This is a genomic window from Prevotella sp. E13-17, from assembly GCF_022024035.1.
Taxonomy (GTDB): Bacteria; Bacteroidota; Bacteroidia; order Bacteroidales; family Bacteroidaceae; genus Prevotella.
Window position 1 is genome coordinate 1 of the sequence record NZ_CP091787.1, and the last position, 15,885, is coordinate 15,885.

Here is a 15,885-nt window from a genome sequence, read left to right on the forward strand (position 1 = left end):
ATCTTTTTCACAAGAAAAACTGTTGAAAAGTGACGTAAAAGCCCTGAATAAAGGTGTTGATATCCACCCGTCTCTGGTGGTCTTTGGATAATCCACAAGTTATTCCAGAGTTATTCTATAGTTATTAACAGGGTTATCCACTCCCTTATCCACACCCCTTTTCTCATCTAAAAAGAACAAACTTCTCACTTAAAAATCTCACCTCTCATCTTTCATTCTCACTTAAAATATATATCTTTGCAGAAGAAATGAGAAAATTACGTACTATTGAGATGAAGCGCCTTTCGGTAGAGGAGTTTCATGAAGCAGAGAAGTTGCCACTGACGGTGGTTATGGACGATGTGCGCTCGATGCACAATGTAGGTTCCGTTTTTCGCACCTGCGATGCCTTTCGTGCCGAGGCAGTCTATCTTTGTGGCATCACGGGTTGTCCGCCTCATGCCGAAATCCACAAGACAGCCTTAGGTGCAGAAGAAAGTGTAGCGTGGCGCTATTTCCCCACAGCGCTCGAGGCCGTTCGCGAGTTGCAGAGCAGGGGAGTGGTGGTGCTCAGCATCGAACAGTGCGAGGGCAGCACCATGCTGAATCATTTCACGCCCGATTCCTCTAAGCGCTATGCCATCGTGATGGGCAATGAGGTGAAGGGTGTCCATCAAGAAGTGATAGACGCCAGCGATGGCTGTTTAGAGATACCCCAGTTGGGCACCAAGCACTCGATGAATGTTTCCGTGACGGCGGGAATCGTTATTTATCAGTTTGCCGAACCTTATTTAAAATAGCATCCAACTTCCCTACAATCATCTCGGGAGTGATGCCAGTCATGCAGTGATAGTCGCCAAAGACACATGGTTTTTGGCCATACACGCTGCATGGTCTGCAGTCCAGGTCCAGCTGTACGCAGTTTTCCTCTTTTTGTTTGTAGCCCATAAATCCGGCCATGGGGTGTGTGGCACCCCAGATGCTGACCACGGGTGTGCCTGTCAGTGAGGCCAAGTGCATATTGGCAGAGTCCATTGATATCATCACATCCAGATGGCTCATCAGTATCAGTTCCTGATGCATGTTTTCCAGATGCCAGCCCACGAATACACACTGTGGCATTTCCTTCACCCATTTCTTGAAATGTCGGTCTTCCTCCTTGCCGCGTCCAAAGAGGAAGATGCGGCATTTCGGATACTTCTCTGTAAGTTGTTTCACCACCAGTCCCATCTTCTCGGGAGGATAGATCTTGCCCTGATGTGCAGCAAAGGGCGCAATGCCTATCCACTGTTCCCAGTAGCGTTTTGGTCCGATGGCCTTTGGCAGCATGTTCAGGTTGCCTCCTTCAGCCGGGAACACCGAGTTGAAGGTCAGTTCCTTGATGGGGAACCCCAGTTTTTCGAACACCTCCATGTAGTTTCTCTGCTGTGGCGGCAGTGGTCGTCGCAGCTTGTTGTGAGGCTTCACCAGTTGGCGGCGGTCTTTACGGTGCTTGTCGATGTGTTGCACCTTGAAGTGCCCCATCATGAAGCGCAGTCTGAGGTAGTTGGAGCGCAGCACCGAGTGCAGGTCTGCCACGTGTGTGAACTGCTTTGCCACCAGTCGGCGGTAGAGCGAGTTCAGTCCTTTCATGCCTTGATATTCGCCTTTGATGTCGGCAGCCATGAAGTTCACATTGGGTGCCAGGTCTTCAAAGAAGCTGCGGGCAAACGGCTTACTCAGCACCGTGATTCTCAGTTCGGGATATTGCATGGCCAACGAATAGACCACGGGCACCATCATGGCCACGTCGCCTAACGCAGAGAACCGGATAATGAGTAAGTGCTGTCGTTTCATTTGTTGTTATACAGCACAGGGTTGGTGCTGGGGTCGTTGTACATCTTCATCTGGCGATACACCTTCATGTATTTGCGTCCAGCCTCGATGTCTTCCAGCAGTTGGTCGATGGCGGTAGAGAGATCGGCCTGCTGTTCCAGCAGCACGTTGAGCTTGGCGCGGCAGCGCTGGCGGTGTTCCTCGTCGGCATCCTCGCGCTCTACCTGTTCCTCCATGTGCCATATTTTCAGTGCCAGTATCGACAGTCGGTCCACGGCCCATGCGGGACTCTCGGTGTTCAGTCGTGCGTCTGGCAGGGGCTTCACGTCGCTATAGATATGACGGAAGTAAGAGTCGATGTTTTCCACTAGGTCTGTGCGGTCTTGATTTGAGTGGTCGATGCGGCGTTTCAGCGACAGCGCTTCTGTGGGGTCGATGTGTGGATCGCGTATGATGTCTTCATAGTGCCACTGTACGGTGTCTATCCAGCATTTCAGATAGAGGTTATACTCTATTGACTCACGCTCGTAAGGGTTTCTCATGGGCGTGTCCACATTGTCTGTCAGGTGATAGTCGCGTATTGCCTGTTGGAAGATCTGATTAGCTTGTTCAGTAAAAGTCATCACTAATTTTTTTATAGTATTATTTTCAAACTGCAAACTTACAAAAAGTTTCTTAATTCACCAATTTTTTTCATTCTTATTTGAAAAATACATCAAAATTCAAAGCCCAGGTTCAAGTAGAAATACAGTTGTTTTGTCTGGTTGCTATATCCCATGGTTGCCCCTGCAGGGCCCAGCAGCGTGCGATAGTAGTAGGCCAGCTGTGTGCCCAGCAGTGTCTTGTTTTCGAGCAGGCTTTTCAGGTGGTGGGCCTGTTGTCCGCCGGCCATGCGTAGCATCACGAAGTGGTTGGTGCCTATGCGTTGTTGAGCTTGCAGCTGGGCTGCCACAAATTGATGATCCACATATTCCATGTTGCCGATGCCGGCAAAAGGCATCTGCTGTTCCACGTAGTGACCGAACCACTCGCCACCGATGGTGTTGCCCATCACGAGTGGCACGTTGTCGCCCAGCAGTATGCGTCCGTAGAACATGGGTTGCAGTGTGAAGCGGCTTCCCATGGTGAACGAGATGCGCCAGTTGGCGTTCACGTCGCTGACGCCCGGCTTGCCGTCCAGTTTGGCGAAGTTGTCGGTCAGGTAGGCATACTCAGCCTTGAAGCGTGCACCACGAGTGGGGAAGTACCAGTTGTCTTCGCTGTTATAGTTCAGTAGGGCGCGGTAGCTGTAGAAGTGTTCGTTCTTCAGTGTCAGCTGTATCGATGATTCTGATCCCAGTTTGTTGCGGTAGTGCAGATGATCCCATCTGACGCCCATCTGCAGGTTGAAGTGCCGCAGGTTGAGGTTGATGGGTGTCAGCTCGGCTTGAAACTGATTGTACCGTATGTTGTAGTCGCGGTCGCCATCTGCGTAGATGTCTATGTCGTTGCGATAGAAGGTGCAGCGCAGCGTGGGTCGCGTGAAGCTCAGTGGGTGGATGGTCAGTTCGCCGCGTGCCATCAGTCGTTTGCCCAGTCTCATGGTAAAGTCGGTGTTGATTGGTATGGCGCTCTTCATGGGCACGTCCAGTCCCAGTTGCACGGCGGCATACTCTTCGTTGTCGTAGCGTGCGCCGGCATGAAAGCGACTTCGTCTGCGTTGTCCTGCAATGATTCTCAGCACCTGTCCGTCTTTGGTGGGCTCCAGTTGGCACTTGGCTGTCTGGTAGAACAGATCCACACGTATGGAGGTGGTGATCTGCTGTTCCAGTGTGGCGTCGATGCTGTCCAGTCTGTCCAGGTGGAACTTCTGTTTCAGGAATCGCTCGTCCTGCGGTGTCATATCTACAAACGCGCAACTGTCTATCTTCTGTTTCATGGTCATCACCCTGGGGCTCAGCGGGTGCAGGATGGTGGGCTTGAAGTTGTCGTCTATGCCGATGCGCTTTTTCAGTGCCACGATCTCGTCCCAGTGGCGCATGGCCTCGTCTTCGCCGCGCTGTATCAGTGTGTCGATGGCGGTGGGCGAGAAGCTGGCGGCGGTATAGCCCTCAGGATCTACGTAGAGGTAGAGGTCGGTGTTGTCTTTATTCTCGTCAAACTTGTTCTTACAGTTCATGTTGATAATCTGGTTCAGCACGCTCATGGTGCCCCACACGTCGTCATAGCCCATGGGGTGGTCGCTCACCGAGACACCTATCACGATGTCGGCACCCATCTCTCGTGCTATATCCACCGGATAGTTGTTGCGCAGACCGCCATCCACCAGCACCTTGTCGTCGAGTCTCACGGGCGAGAAGACGGCAGGTATGGCCATCGAGGCGCGCATGGCTTGTGGCAGTCGGCCGCTGTGGAAGTCGTACTCCTCGTAGTTGATGATGTCGGTGGCCACACAGGCAAACGGTATGGGCAGGTCGCGCGAGAAGTCGAGCGAGTCGGTGTAGCCCACGCAGAGCTTGTTGAACAGTTCAGAAATGTTCTTGCCGGTGATCAGTCCGCCCGCATTCTTGTTGCGCCTCACCACGGTGGTGTTGGTCGATATGAAGTAGGTGTTCTGCTTCTCGCGGTCGCTCAGGCTCTGGTTTTTCAGATTCTCGCGGTCGGTGATCACGTAGGTCCAGTCCTGGTTGCGCACCAGCGAGTCGAGCGAGTGGGCATTATAGCCAATGGCATAGAGTCCGCCCACGATGCTGCCCATCGAGGTGCCAGTGATGATGTCAACGGGTATGCCGGCTTTTTCCAGCACCTTCAGCACCCCGATGTGTGCCACGCCTTTGGCGCCTCCGCCACTCAGCACGACAGCCACTTTCTTTCTGTGTGACTGTTGTTCTGCATTCACGCTGCTGATGGTCAGCAAGCAAGCCAGTAGAAATATGATTCTCTTCATCCACTTTCGGTTTTTAAACGATCGATTTCCCCGTCGGCAAAAGTAGAAAATAATTTTGAAATAATCATCATGAAGAAAATAAATATTTACTTTTTTGCGATTTGTTGCCATAGCGGGTTGGCGTGCATGCCGAGCAAAAACAGATAGCGATCCATGTAGGGGCGGTTGCGGAAGCCCTGTCGCTGACTGCCCTGCGAGGCATATTTATACGGATTGCGCGGCATGCGCACATGCAGCAGACTGCAGGCCTGCTGCACGATGGCCGTGAACGAGAGGTATTGTCCCTCGTCGTTGGTCAGTGTGTTGGTCAGAAAGGCAATGTGGAGTGCCTCCATCAGATCTACGGTCGTGCCTTTCCATGTCAGTTGGTCCTCCTGACGGTGATTCTTAAACAGTTGCTCCACCTCTGCTGCCAGATGGAGTCTTGCCTCGCGGCTGGTGTACGTTTGGTTCATAGTCTTAATATCAATGATTGTTATAACGGTGGCAAAAGTAGTCTATTAGTGTGCAAAATATGTTCACTTAGTCGATTATTTATGTTAAATTCCTTCGTTTTTAAAATCATTTAACTACTCAGGTTTCTGGTAGTGAGGCATTTCCACGAGGCGTGTGCCGTCGGTCAGGGCATGTCGCTTCACGCCGTTGCGCGTCTTGTAGGTGTCGGGCTGAAACACCACGTGCACATTCACCACGTCGCGGTCTGTCCTGAAGTCCTTTGTGTGGTCGCATCCCCTGCTGCTGATGCCCAGCATGAAGGTGCCGATGCCCTCCAGATAGACCTTGTGCCCGTTCTGCAGTTCGGTGGTCATGGCGTCGGCCAGTTCGCTCAGCACGGCCAGGATGTCCGACCGCTTCACCGTGCTGTTGCACTGCATCTGTTCCGACAGTTCGCGGATGCCCACCGTTTCGGTGTGGACGGCTCGTGCAAACCACTTCTTGTAGGCCTTGGGAGTAGTAACGTCTGTGTTCTGTCTGAATTTATAAAAAAGTGACATAGTTGTGTGTTTTAATGGTAATGATAAAGTTAAACCTATTGATTTCTGAGTGCAAAGTTACGCTTTTAGCATGCAAAACTTAAGCTTTAATGTGGTAGAATGGTTGGTATAAAAATGTATCTAGCCCCTAGAATGGTCAATTCTAGCCCCTGGAGAGACCAATTCTAGGGGCTGCATGAGGTGAATCTAGGGGCTAGAATGAACCATTCTAGGGGCTAGACGGCATCCAATAGTGCCACTCTTGCGCGCTGATAGTAGCACTCTTGCCGCCTCATAGTGCCACTGTTGCGCCCCAAAACAGCCTGTGTGAACCCTTAAAAAACACTATATTATTTGTCCGTATCGCCAAAAGAGCGTACCTTTGCATTCCGTTTTTTCTTATCATGTTATGAACAAACTGGTTTATCACTTAGTAGCCTTTCTTGTGGTCGCCATCTGGGGCACCACGTTTATATACACCAAACTGCTGCTCATGGCAGGACTCACGGCAGCCCAGATTTTCACCCTCCGATTCATCATCGCCTATGTGCTGTTGCTGGCCTATGCCCTGCGTCGCCGCTCCTTCCGCTGGTTTGCCGCATCGTGGCGTGACGAGCTGCTCATGGCCGCCCTCGGTCTCAGCGGTGGCACCCTCTACTTCCTCACCGAGAACACCTCCATGGTCTATACCACCACCACCAATACCTCGCTCATCGTCTGTCTCAGTCCGCTGTTTGCCACCGGACTTATCAGTCTCTTCTATCGCTCCCAGCGACTGCGTGGCATCCAGATTGTGGGCACGCTGATGGCAGCCCTGGGTGTTGTTGTCGTCGTGCTCAACGGCCATTTCGTGCTCCACCTGTCGCCTCTGGGCGACGCCCTTGCCCTGGGTGCCTGTCTCTGCTGGGCGTTCTATTCGCTGCTGATGATACCCGCCAGCCAGCACTATCGCACCCTGTTCATCACCCGTAAAGTGTTCTTCTACGGACTCGTGTTCATGGTGCCCTACTTCCTCATGCGCCCCGAGGAGACATGGATTTTCACCCCCCGCGTGTTCCACGTGTTCACCCTCCAGATGGTGCTCAACCTCCTGTTTCTGGGCTGCATAGCCTCCATGCTCTGCTTCATTGCATGGAACTGGTCTCTCAAGAAGCTCGGAGCCGTCGTAGCCACCAACTACGTCTATTTCAACCCCGTCACCACCGTCCTCTTTGCCTGGCTCATGCTCTCCGAGCGCATCACCCTCTACTTCCTCGTCGGCACGATGCTCATCCTCACCGGCATGTTCTTTAGTAACAAGCGATAGCGTGTCAGGCAATTCCGTTGAAAATTGTTATTTATATTGGGCGGAAACTTGATTTTTTTATAGGATACATATGCAAACCATTTTGGCTGCAAAGATACAAAAATCAAGTGCGTTGACTCAAAAATTCTCTGTAACTATATTTCAATTATTTCAAAGAACGCTTAGCGATTTTTAGTGGACAGCAATGTTATCACGTTTACGTTGAATAGTCTGTCTTTATTTATACGTTTATCCAAACAGTTCTTCCATCGTAATAGGCACAGGCGATATTTCCGAATACATGTTCTCTTTGAGTCCGTATGTCGTTACAAGGCTTACTTGCACACCACCTTTGTGTCCTGTTTCCTTTTGGAAGGTTTCCATGCGACGGATGATATTTCTATACTCTTTTTCATCAAGAGTATAATCATCCTTGGAATATTTCATTTCACAGATGGTAACGATACCGTCAGCACGATCTATAACCAAGTCAATCTGAACGGCAGGTTGGCTGTTCTGACTGCGCCATGCATAGTATTCATGCCTTATGGCATCAAGACGCAAACCATGTACAATCTGCCTTACATGCCAAAGGCAGACCTTCTCAAATGTCAGTCCATACCAGTTGTTTTGCTCAGGGGTGCCGAGTGTGTTGCGCCAAAAATGTTCATCCGTCACTCTGCGAGTTCCAAAACGATAGTGGAAGAGAGAGAAGAAATCTATCAACTGGTATATTCCGTTCTTCTGTAATGAACCATTGTTATAACGGCGGATAAAGTCACAATGTTCCAAATCATCCAACATGTCACTAAGATGGCCATTGTCCGCAATCTTCAACTCTTTCGCTATCTCTGAACGAGTGTAACCATCTCGATGTGTGCTGAGTAGTCGGACAATCTCCATATATGAATCAGCATTTTTGAAGAGAGATTTGAAAAGTCTCTGGTACTCATTCTCCAGTTCTGGCTCTGCCGAGAAGAAAAGAGTATCGATGTTGTCTGGCACATTCTTCTTCGGATCAAGCAGACTCAGATAGTATGGTACTCCACCAAGCACCATATAAGCCTGCAATACGGTAATTCTTGGCCAACGGAATTTCCTGCTTTTTAGATATTCCTCTGTTTGTCCAAGAGAGAAAGGACGTAGGTGCATGGTGTGAGTGGTGCGCTTATGGAGTCCTGCCTTGTTGTTGACAATATTGCGCATCATCCATGATGTTGCAGAACCGCACACAACGAAATAGATGTTATCTATCCATGAGGCGCGACTGTTCCAAAACAAATCCAATGCTTGCAAAAATCCAGAACGACGTGTGTCGAAACAAGGTAATTCATCAATGAACACAATCAGACGACGCTTGCGGTTCTTGTTTTTCCTCTCCAAGAGTTCCGCGAGTTGTGTAAAAGCCTCAATCCATGTGGAAGCTTTGTCTCCTTTATGGCCATAGCGTACCAATGCATTATGGAAGGCCTCCATCTCAGTTTCTCGTGACCCGTCAATGACTCCTGTTGCATAGAAGTCAAACTGATCCTTAAAGAAACTTCGGATAAGGAATGTTTTACCTACACGTCGACGACCGTATAAGGCTATGAATTCACTCTTTCCTGACTCAAAGTAGTCAGAAAGTTTTTCTAATTCAGATTCCCTGCCAATAATTCTTTCCATTTTGACCTTGTATTTAGCAATTCAAATAATAATAGATTAAGATATTGTCATCCTATCATAAATTACTGATGCAAAGATACTAAGAATATTTTAAATAAATGTCTTTTCGGGCGGAAACTCACGTTTTTTTAATGTTTCCGCCCGAAATAAATCATATTTCAACACAAATTTAGGCATAAAATTGTTATTTATATTGGGCGGAAACTTGATTTTTTTATAGGTTTCCGCCCAAAATACTTCATTTGTGTTTATCAGTTTCGGATGTTGTGATTTGCTAAAAAGTTTGTATCTTTGCCACAGAATAAGAGAAACCTGGATGAAGCTGCTTTTGGCGGCTGTGGGTTGAATTATAAACTAATCGTCTATGCCTAAGAAATTCGAGATAAGAAACAGTACAGCCGGAGTTCCTGATATTTCAAATAGAAGATAAGGAACAAGGGGTTGAGGTGTACTATATTCACCGTGGCAAAATGGTTACGATAAAACGTGTGAAATAAAAAAGCACATCCGCCGAGGCATCTGAAAAGAGTCTCGGCGGATGTGCTTTGTCAGGATTAATGTCCCTGGTGATTCTGGTCATTTTACCCGAATGAAGTAGCTAATCAATCCTTCTTCCACACCCTGTTTAGGTTTCTGATTTTCGACTTAGCCTTCTGTCCGCTTACCATCAGTTGGTCATAGATGAAGTCAGGGAACACCAGTGTTGACATGATGACCGAGCCATCGTCGGTAGTCACCTCAATATTCGACTGATCTACATACAGGCAGAGTGTCACCTTTTCCTTGTTTGAGAAGACAGATGAGCGCATGTCGGGGATGGCGAAGTTGGGATGGAAGCCCGTGTTTCCTGTCTTGGCACCTCGGTTGATGACAAGTTCCCTCGTTGCCGCCAGATATTTCACGGTGTAGGCCTGTTCCACGCTGTTAGACAGCTTTATCTCGCAGTCAGCACTCGTGTCTATCGTTACATTTATCTGATAGGCATCGAGCGATGGTTTTGTGCCATTCATACCCATGGGAAGTGCCCCAAGCAAGGATGATATAGAGGCTGTCTGCCCCTTCACCGAGTGCCAGTCATCGGCGATGCCTTCAATCTCGCTGACGATGGTGGTCTTCAGCAGTGGCTGTCCATCGTGTTCCTCCAGCACCATTTCGCGAGGCAGCGTCATGCAGCAGCGCCAAGGTGACACCGGATAACCGCCATACGCCTGGTTGTTCATCCAGCCGATGCACACCGTTCTATCGCCCGTATTGCTCCAAGTCACGCTGGCATAGTCGTCCATGCCGTGGTCTTCCCAGAGGGGGTAGTTATAGTGGTCAGCAACAAAACGTTTGCCGTTGAAATCACCCACAAAGTACATGGTGCCCGAGCCAAGGACAGGGCCGCCGCCGCTGATGTTCACCGTGAGCACCCATTTGCGTTCGCCTTTGTACTGCATGGGAAACAGGTCGGTACATTCCCATATACCATCGTTGCATTTTGGATATGCGCTGGCATTGAAGGTGCTGCAGATGCTCCATTCCCTGAGGTTGGCCGATTTCCATATCTGCGCGGTGTGCTCTCCGCCCAGCGCGAAGACGCAGTACCACATGCTGGTCACGTCGTCCCACACCACTTTGGGGTCGCGATAGTCGCCATGGGTGGTGTTTTTGATGACAGGGTTACCTTCATACTTAGTGAAAGTCATGCCCCCGTCGGTGCTGTAGGCGATACACTGCTGTTCGTGAGCACCATGCGCGGTGTACATCGCCACGATGGCATTCTCGCCAAAGCCGGCGGTATTGTTTTTGTCGAGCACGGCCGATCCTGAATAGATATAGCCCAGCTCGTCGGGTTCGAGCACCACGGGCTGTTCTTTCCAGTGAAACAGGTCGGTAGAGGTGGCGTGGCCCCACGAGATGTTACCCCAGTCGTGTCCGTAGGGGTTGTATTGGTAGTAAAGATGCCAAATGCCGTTGGCATACACCATGCCGTTGGGGTCGTTGATCCAGTTCTTCTCTGGTGTGAAGTGTATCTGTGGACGGTTTTTCTCCCTGTACCATCCGTTGTCAATGGTGGGAATGTTTTGTTCCACGTTCACTGATGTTCCGCTCACGAATGCGCGCTCTTGTAGTATCACATTCGGATCTTCTGTCTTGCAGGCCACTGCGATGAGAGCCATTACTGCTATTATTATATTCATTTTCATAAGGATTTATCGTGTTTTAAGGTACTCTATTGCGTTTCTTGCCATTTTTAAAACATTTGACTGGTACTGACTATTGTGCGGATAAGCATTCTTGTCGGGCGTGCCGTCGCTATTCTTGTAAGAGAACTCACAGCCACCGTTGCCTATGCATAGCAGCGTGCCCCGACACTCGGTATTGCCCTGACGGGCTTCCCATACGTTGAGCTGACTCACCCAGTCTATCTGTGAGTCCCATACCCCCAATGGGTAGATGCCGTAAATCTCAGTCAGTGCATCGTAGCAGCGGGGGTCCTGGTTGTTGTAGCCTGTTATCAGACTTGGCAGGTTATGGAACACAATATTATGGTCTTCAGTCCATGCCGGTCCTTTCACGGTCACATACTTAGAACGTCCGTCGGTGCGCACATCTACATCCTTATAGAGAGGATGAGAGGAGAAGTCCTCCACGAAATAGCTGCCAGGGTTTATCTGTACTGCCATGTGCCAGATGCCTCCATTCCAGCTGCCGTTGCCTATGGTCACCCGGTGATCCACACTGCGCATCATGTCTCTGTCCATGCGCCCCAGGTCGGTGATGAATGCCACGGCGTGCTGCCACAGTACCATGTTTCCACCCGCCTTATACCACTCGCGTATATAGGGCGTGGCCTGCTGAATGCTAACTGGCTGGTTCCATGCGTCGTCTTCGTTTCCGCTGTCTATATCGCGTATATAGAAGAGCACCCGATAGTCGGCAAGATCCTCAGTTGCTTTGATGTCGGAAGCGCTGAGAAACTTGCTGTTGGGATATGTTTCGTGAAACCACAGCCATGCGCTGGCTTCATCGTCATCGCCCATGTTCACGCACTCCTCTGGTGAGGCATACTGGCTCAGGAAAGCCACCTTTTGTTTGCCCGACTTGAAGATGGTGGTCACAGGCAGCGAGCTACCCTTTTCATTGAGTGCCGTCAGCTCGAAGGTCCACGTCTCGTTGTCGGTAATTTGATCTATCGTATATGTGGTGGCATCGCCTTTCAGTGTTTCCTGTACCATTCGGATGCCATTGGTTCCTTTCAGCAGAATCTCGGTTGCGTCGTAGCTCGGTGTCCAGCTGACCAACAGTTCGTAGGCGTCGGTACCCTCTTGCTGTTCAACGCAGAGCTGTTGTGGTTTTGTGGCTCCCTGGCGGGTGTAGGTCTTCATGATAGCATCGCTGTAGTGGGTGCCGTCGAAGAGTCGGAACAGGTAGTCGTAACGCACATTAGTATCAAGATCCTTTTGAATGAGGGTTGTGGCGCGTGTAGTTTCATGGCAGTAGGGAATGCCGTTGCAAGTGATGGTGATGTCCATCTGCATGTTGTCAGGAAGGAGTGACCACGTCCAAACCACCCCATTGTCCTGTTCTGTGCTACTGATGTAGCCCGTGTAGAAAGCATCAAGAGTAAGTGATGCTGGTGGAATGATGATGTCGTCGGCCGCTTTTGTGCAGCCCATCAGTGCCATACAGATCATCGCTAATGGAAAGCCGAAGAACCGTTGTCGGCAGAAATAATAAATAGTTCTTTTCATGATTAATTTAGTTATTGCGTAAAAAACAAATGAGTTGTAAAAACATTGCAAAAGTAGTTTCTGTCATTTGAACTGTTTGAAAATAACAGGTCAAATAGGAACGTGATTTTTCCAATGAACGAAATATCATAGCATATGAAACATTTTTGCTAAAATATTAGTATCTTTGCACCGTACATAAACAACTTAGTGAACACTGTGATTCCGTCACAAGGTTAATAACAAGCTAATCATATATGCCTAAGAAATTCGAGATAAGAAACAGTACAGCCGAGTTCCTGATTTTCCAACTAGAAGGTAAAGAACAGGGTGTTGAGGTGTACTATAAGGATAAAACTGTATGGTGCACCCAGAAGGCCATGGGGGTGTTGTTCGATTGTTCGGCAGATAATATTGGACTGCATCTGAAGCACATCTTTGCGAGCGGTGAATTGGAGAAAGATTCAGTTACCGAGAAAATCTCGGCAACTGCTTCTGACGGCAAGAATTACCTGACTCAATTCTACAATCTCGATGCCGTCATCAGCGTGGGCTATCGTGTGAACAGCATCCGTGCCACCCAGTTCCGCCAGTGGGCCACAAGCGTGCTTCGAGAGTATGCCATCCGTGGCTATGTGCTTGATAGGAAGCGCATGGAGAATGGAACCTTCTTGGGCGAGGATTACTTTGAGCACCTGCTGGCAGAGATTCGAGAGATTCGTCTTTCAGAGCGTCGTTTCTACCAGAAGCTGACAGACATCTATGCCACCAGTATGGACTATAACAAGGATGCACCCACCACGCGGCTGTTCTATAAGCGCATTCAAAACAAGATGCACTATGCTGTGCATCAGCATACGGCAGCGGAGCTCATCATGGAGCGGGCTGATGCCGAAAAGGAACATATGGGCCTAACCACCTGGGAGAATGCGCCCGATGGCAAAATAGTTAAAACGGATGTTTCTATCGCCAAAAATTATCTGAACGAGATGGAACTCGAAGATATGGGGCATATCGTAACTGCTGTGCTTGACTTTGCCGAGAGCCGTGCCAAGCGCCATATCCCTATGACGATGGAGGATTGGGCCAAACGTATTGATGCCTATCTGAGCAGCGACGAGCGCCCTTTGTTGAACGATGCTGGTAGTGTAACTCACGAAGAGGCTGTGCTACATGCTGAAACTGAGTTTGAGAAGTATCGTATCGTGCAGGACCGCCTGTTCCAAAGCGACTTTGACAAATACCTAGGCGAACTGCCATTTGAGGAGAAAGACTCCGAATAAGAATTAAATTAGTCATTTAGACCAGTGTGAGCCACAATTTTGTTGCTCTGGCACAGCAACCAGTTGTGATTTACAAAAAAATTAGTATCTTTGCACTGAGCATAAACAACTTTTTACCTTTCAACAAAAAAGACCACACAGTTGTGATTTGCTAAAAAATTAGTATCTTTGCACTGAGCATAAACAACTATCCAAGTAAACAAGTACATAACGTCTATGTTGTGATTTGCTAAAAAATTAGTATCTTTGCACTGAGCATAAACAACATGGTTGCTCCACTTCCAAAGTAACCCCACGTTGTGATTTGCTAAAAAATTAGTATCTTTGCACTGAGCATAAACAACGTTGGTGAGCGCGAGGCCGCTCACAAAATGGTTGTGATTTGCTAAAAAATTAGTATCTTTGCACTGAGCATAAACAACCGTCAGCACATCGGGCGTATAGAAAAAGGTGTTGTGATTTGCTAAAAAATTAGTATCTTTGCACTGAGCATAAACAACTTTCTCATTAAACTGGTGTATGTCCTGTTGGTTGTGATTTGCTAAAAAATTAGTATCTTTGCACTGAGCATAAACAACAAGCACCAGACGCAATAACATTACTAGTTAGTTGTGATTTGCTAAAAAATTAGTATCTTTGCACTGAGCATAAACAACTAAGAAATTCCTGATAAAACAAAGAATTAGTTGTGATTTGCTAAAAAATTAGTATCTTTGCACTGAGCATAAACAACATTTTTTAACCTTCTTTGTCGCTTAGTGCAGTTGTGATTTGCTAAAAAATTAGTATCTTTGCACTGAGCATAAACAACTCGAGCTGAAAAATGTACTGATTATCAGTGAGTTGCAAAGAAAATTAGAAAAAGAAAAATGGTGCAAAAAAAGAGGAGAATCTCACATTAGATGCGAGTTTCTCCTCTTCTATTTAATTACCTCTTAATAACACCAGCAAGAAGCGGGACTAAAAAAGTTCAAGTTGTTGACCAGCTGAGTTGGGTTGTAAGGCTTTGGTTCCATAGAAAAGTTCTATGTTGCCAAACTGTTTGTCGGTGATACACATGATACATACCTTACCGAATTCTGGCAAGAATGATTTTACTCGCTTACGATGAACCTCGGCATTTTCCATACTGGCACAGTGGCGTACGTAGATGGAAAACTGAAACATGGTAAATCCATCTTGAATGAGACGCTTACGGAATTTGGTGTATTCTTTAATATCCTTTTTAGTCTCGGTAGGTAGGTCAAACAAAACCAATAGCCACATAACCCTATATTCGCTAAACCGTTGTGATGTCATTCTATGATAGGATATGATATTTTTCGCAATTCATTATTGAAACACTTATAGAGTGATGCGGTAGTCTGTGATGCTGCAATCATCAGTGGACTACGTTTCCCGTTGATAACGACATCAAGGGTGGGGATGGATAGTAGCTCGGCTTTGATATCCTTAGACAGTTCAACGTTCTCGCCATATTGCTCTGTGATGTCGAATACCAAGCGATCAACATAAGGACGATATGGCTCCATGATGTCGTCTGCCAAACAGTAGGCATTATATTTATTATGGTGGTGTATGCCCAACGTGGGTAATAGTCCACTTGCCACCAGCGAACGAGCGATGATAGCACGAAGGATGGCATAACCATAGTTCAAAAGATTATTGGGAGCAATACCCTCGCGGTCTCTTATAAAGCCAGGAACATGTCCAAACAATGACTTCCAGTAATAAACGGCTGCACGGGCTTCAAGATTGTCGGGGTCACCACTTCGTACTTCGTTAGCCCATACCTGCATGCACTTTGTTTCAGCCTTTGAACAAGTGGAAAGTACAGCAGATTGGTTGCGTATTTTGTGCTGAATGGTCTGTTGCCACAACTGTTTGCGAAGTGGTTGAGAAGCAAAGATTTGATCACGGAAGCGTTCATTTTGGGTAGTGTTTCCTACCAAAGGTAATAGTAGTCCCACGGGCATGTGGTTAGAATCACACGTGATGACAGCACTATTGTTTTCTAATAGTGCTTCGAGTGCGCCGGAAGTGATGGTAATCTGTTTATTGTCGAGCACCACCACTCCGATGTCCTCAATAGGACGTTTTATCTCATTTGCCTTTTTAAACTCCTCAGTGAGGTTGTCAGCCTTTTCCACTTCTGGCAGTTTGATAACCAATTGTTCGTCTTTCAACGAAAGATACGCAGGATTGCTAAAACATAGGGTCTTTTTGATCATAGACAAAATAG

The 15,885-nt window shown here is 48.0% G+C and carries 13 protein-coding genes and 1 CRISPR repeat array; of the genes, 3 read left to right on the forward strand and 10 right to left on the reverse strand.

All coding sequences use genetic code 11. The features are described from left to right. The first annotated feature begins 248 nt into the window (after positions 1–248). Positions 249–779, forward strand: a complete 531-nt coding sequence (locus L6472_RS00005) for an RNA methyltransferase (protein ID WP_237806016.1) — start codon at positions 249–251, stop codon at positions 777–779. On the opposite strand, the gene L6472_RS00010 is transcribed toward L6472_RS00005, so the two are convergent. The 5 genes from L6472_RS00010 to L6472_RS00030 all read right to left on the reverse strand — a co-directional run bounded on the left by L6472_RS00010 (position 745) and on the right by L6472_RS00030 (position 5,715). Next, positions 745–1,815 carry a glycosyltransferase family 9 protein gene (locus tag L6472_RS00010; RefSeq protein WP_237806018.1) on the reverse strand — a complete coding sequence of 357 codons (1,071 nt, stop codon included), beginning with the start codon at positions 1,813–1,815 and terminating at the stop codon, positions 745–747. The two genes, L6472_RS00005 and L6472_RS00010, sit on opposite strands and share 35 nt — an antisense overlap. Beyond that, the gene (locus L6472_RS00015) at positions 1,812–2,417 is read right to left on the reverse strand and encodes a DUF4254 domain-containing protein (RefSeq protein ID WP_237806020.1); all 606 of its coding nucleotides are present in this window, start codon (positions 2,415–2,417) and stop codon (positions 1,812–1,814) included. Before L6472_RS00015 ends, L6472_RS00010 begins: the two co-directional genes overlap by 4 nt. Before the next feature lie 92 nt (positions 2,418–2,509). Then, positions 2,510–4,720, reverse strand: a complete 2,211-nt coding sequence (locus L6472_RS00020) for a patatin-like phospholipase family protein (RefSeq protein WP_237806022.1) — start codon at positions 4,718–4,720, stop codon at positions 2,510–2,512. 86 nt (positions 4,721–4,806) lie between these two features. Then, positions 4,807–5,175 (reverse strand): hypothetical protein, encoded by a 369-nt coding sequence (locus tag L6472_RS00025; protein ID WP_237806024.1) that lies wholly within the window; start codon positions 5,173–5,175, stop codon positions 4,807–4,809. A 114-nt stretch (positions 5,176–5,289) separates the two neighbouring features. Beyond that, positions 5,290–5,715, reverse strand: a complete 426-nt coding sequence (locus L6472_RS00030) for an HU family DNA-binding protein (protein WP_237806026.1) — start codon at positions 5,713–5,715, stop codon at positions 5,290–5,292. Positions 5,716–6,103: 388 nt separating this feature from the next. On the opposite strand from L6472_RS00030, the gene L6472_RS00035 reads away from it, so the two are divergent. Next, positions 6,104–7,000 carry a DMT family transporter gene (locus L6472_RS00035; RefSeq protein WP_237806029.1) on the forward strand — a complete coding sequence of 299 codons (897 nt, stop codon included), beginning with the start codon at positions 6,104–6,106 and terminating at the stop codon, positions 6,998–7,000. Between the two features lie 228 nt (positions 7,001–7,228). On the opposite strand, the gene L6472_RS00040 is transcribed toward L6472_RS00035, so the two are convergent. The 3 genes from L6472_RS00040 to L6472_RS00050 all read right to left on the reverse strand — a co-directional run bounded on the left by L6472_RS00040 (position 7,229) and on the right by L6472_RS00050 (position 12,381). Further along, the gene (locus tag L6472_RS00040) at positions 7,229–8,644 is read right to left on the reverse strand and encodes an ATP-binding protein (RefSeq protein WP_237806030.1); all 1,416 of its coding nucleotides are present in this window, start codon (positions 8,642–8,644) and stop codon (positions 7,229–7,231) included. A 602-nt stretch (positions 8,645–9,246) separates the two neighbouring features. Then, a complete protein-coding gene (locus L6472_RS00045; RefSeq protein WP_237806032.1) occupies positions 9,247–10,827 on the reverse strand; it encodes a glycoside hydrolase family 32 protein in 1,581 nt (526 codons plus the stop codon). Positions 10,828–10,839: 12 nt separating this feature from the next. Continuing rightward, positions 10,840–12,381 carry a DUF4960 domain-containing protein gene (locus tag L6472_RS00050; protein WP_237806036.1) on the reverse strand — a complete coding sequence of 514 codons (1,542 nt, stop codon included), beginning with the start codon at positions 12,379–12,381 and terminating at the stop codon, positions 10,840–10,842. 236 nt (positions 12,382–12,617) lie between these two features. Here L6472_RS00050 and L6472_RS00055 point away from each other — a divergent pair, with 236 nt between their 5' ends. After that, complete coding sequence (locus L6472_RS00055) at positions 12,618–13,643, forward strand: virulence RhuM family protein (RefSeq protein WP_237806038.1); 1,026 nt, start codon at positions 12,618–12,620, stop codon at positions 13,641–13,643. 296 nt (positions 13,644–13,939) lie between these two features. After that, positions 13,940–14,454: direct repeats of the CRISPR family, unit length 48 nt; unit sequence GTTGTGATTTGCTAAAAAATTAGTATCTTTGCACTGAGCATAAACAAC. A 149-nt stretch (positions 14,455–14,603) separates the two neighbouring features. On the opposite strand, the gene cas2 is transcribed toward L6472_RS00055, so the two are convergent. Both cas2 and cas1 read right to left on the reverse strand, forming a co-directional pair. After that, on the reverse strand, positions 14,604–14,942 hold the full coding sequence (cas2, locus tag L6472_RS00060) for a CRISPR-associated endonuclease Cas2 (protein ID WP_237806041.1): 339 nt from the start codon (positions 14,940–14,942) through the stop codon (positions 14,604–14,606). Beyond that, positions 14,939–15,874: a type II CRISPR-associated endonuclease Cas1 gene (gene cas1, locus L6472_RS00065; protein WP_237806043.1), complete on the reverse strand. Its 936-nt coding sequence runs from the start codon at positions 15,872–15,874 to the stop codon at positions 14,939–14,941. Before cas1 ends, cas2 begins: the two co-directional genes overlap by 4 nt. Between the last annotated feature and the right edge of the window lie 11 nt (positions 15,875–15,885).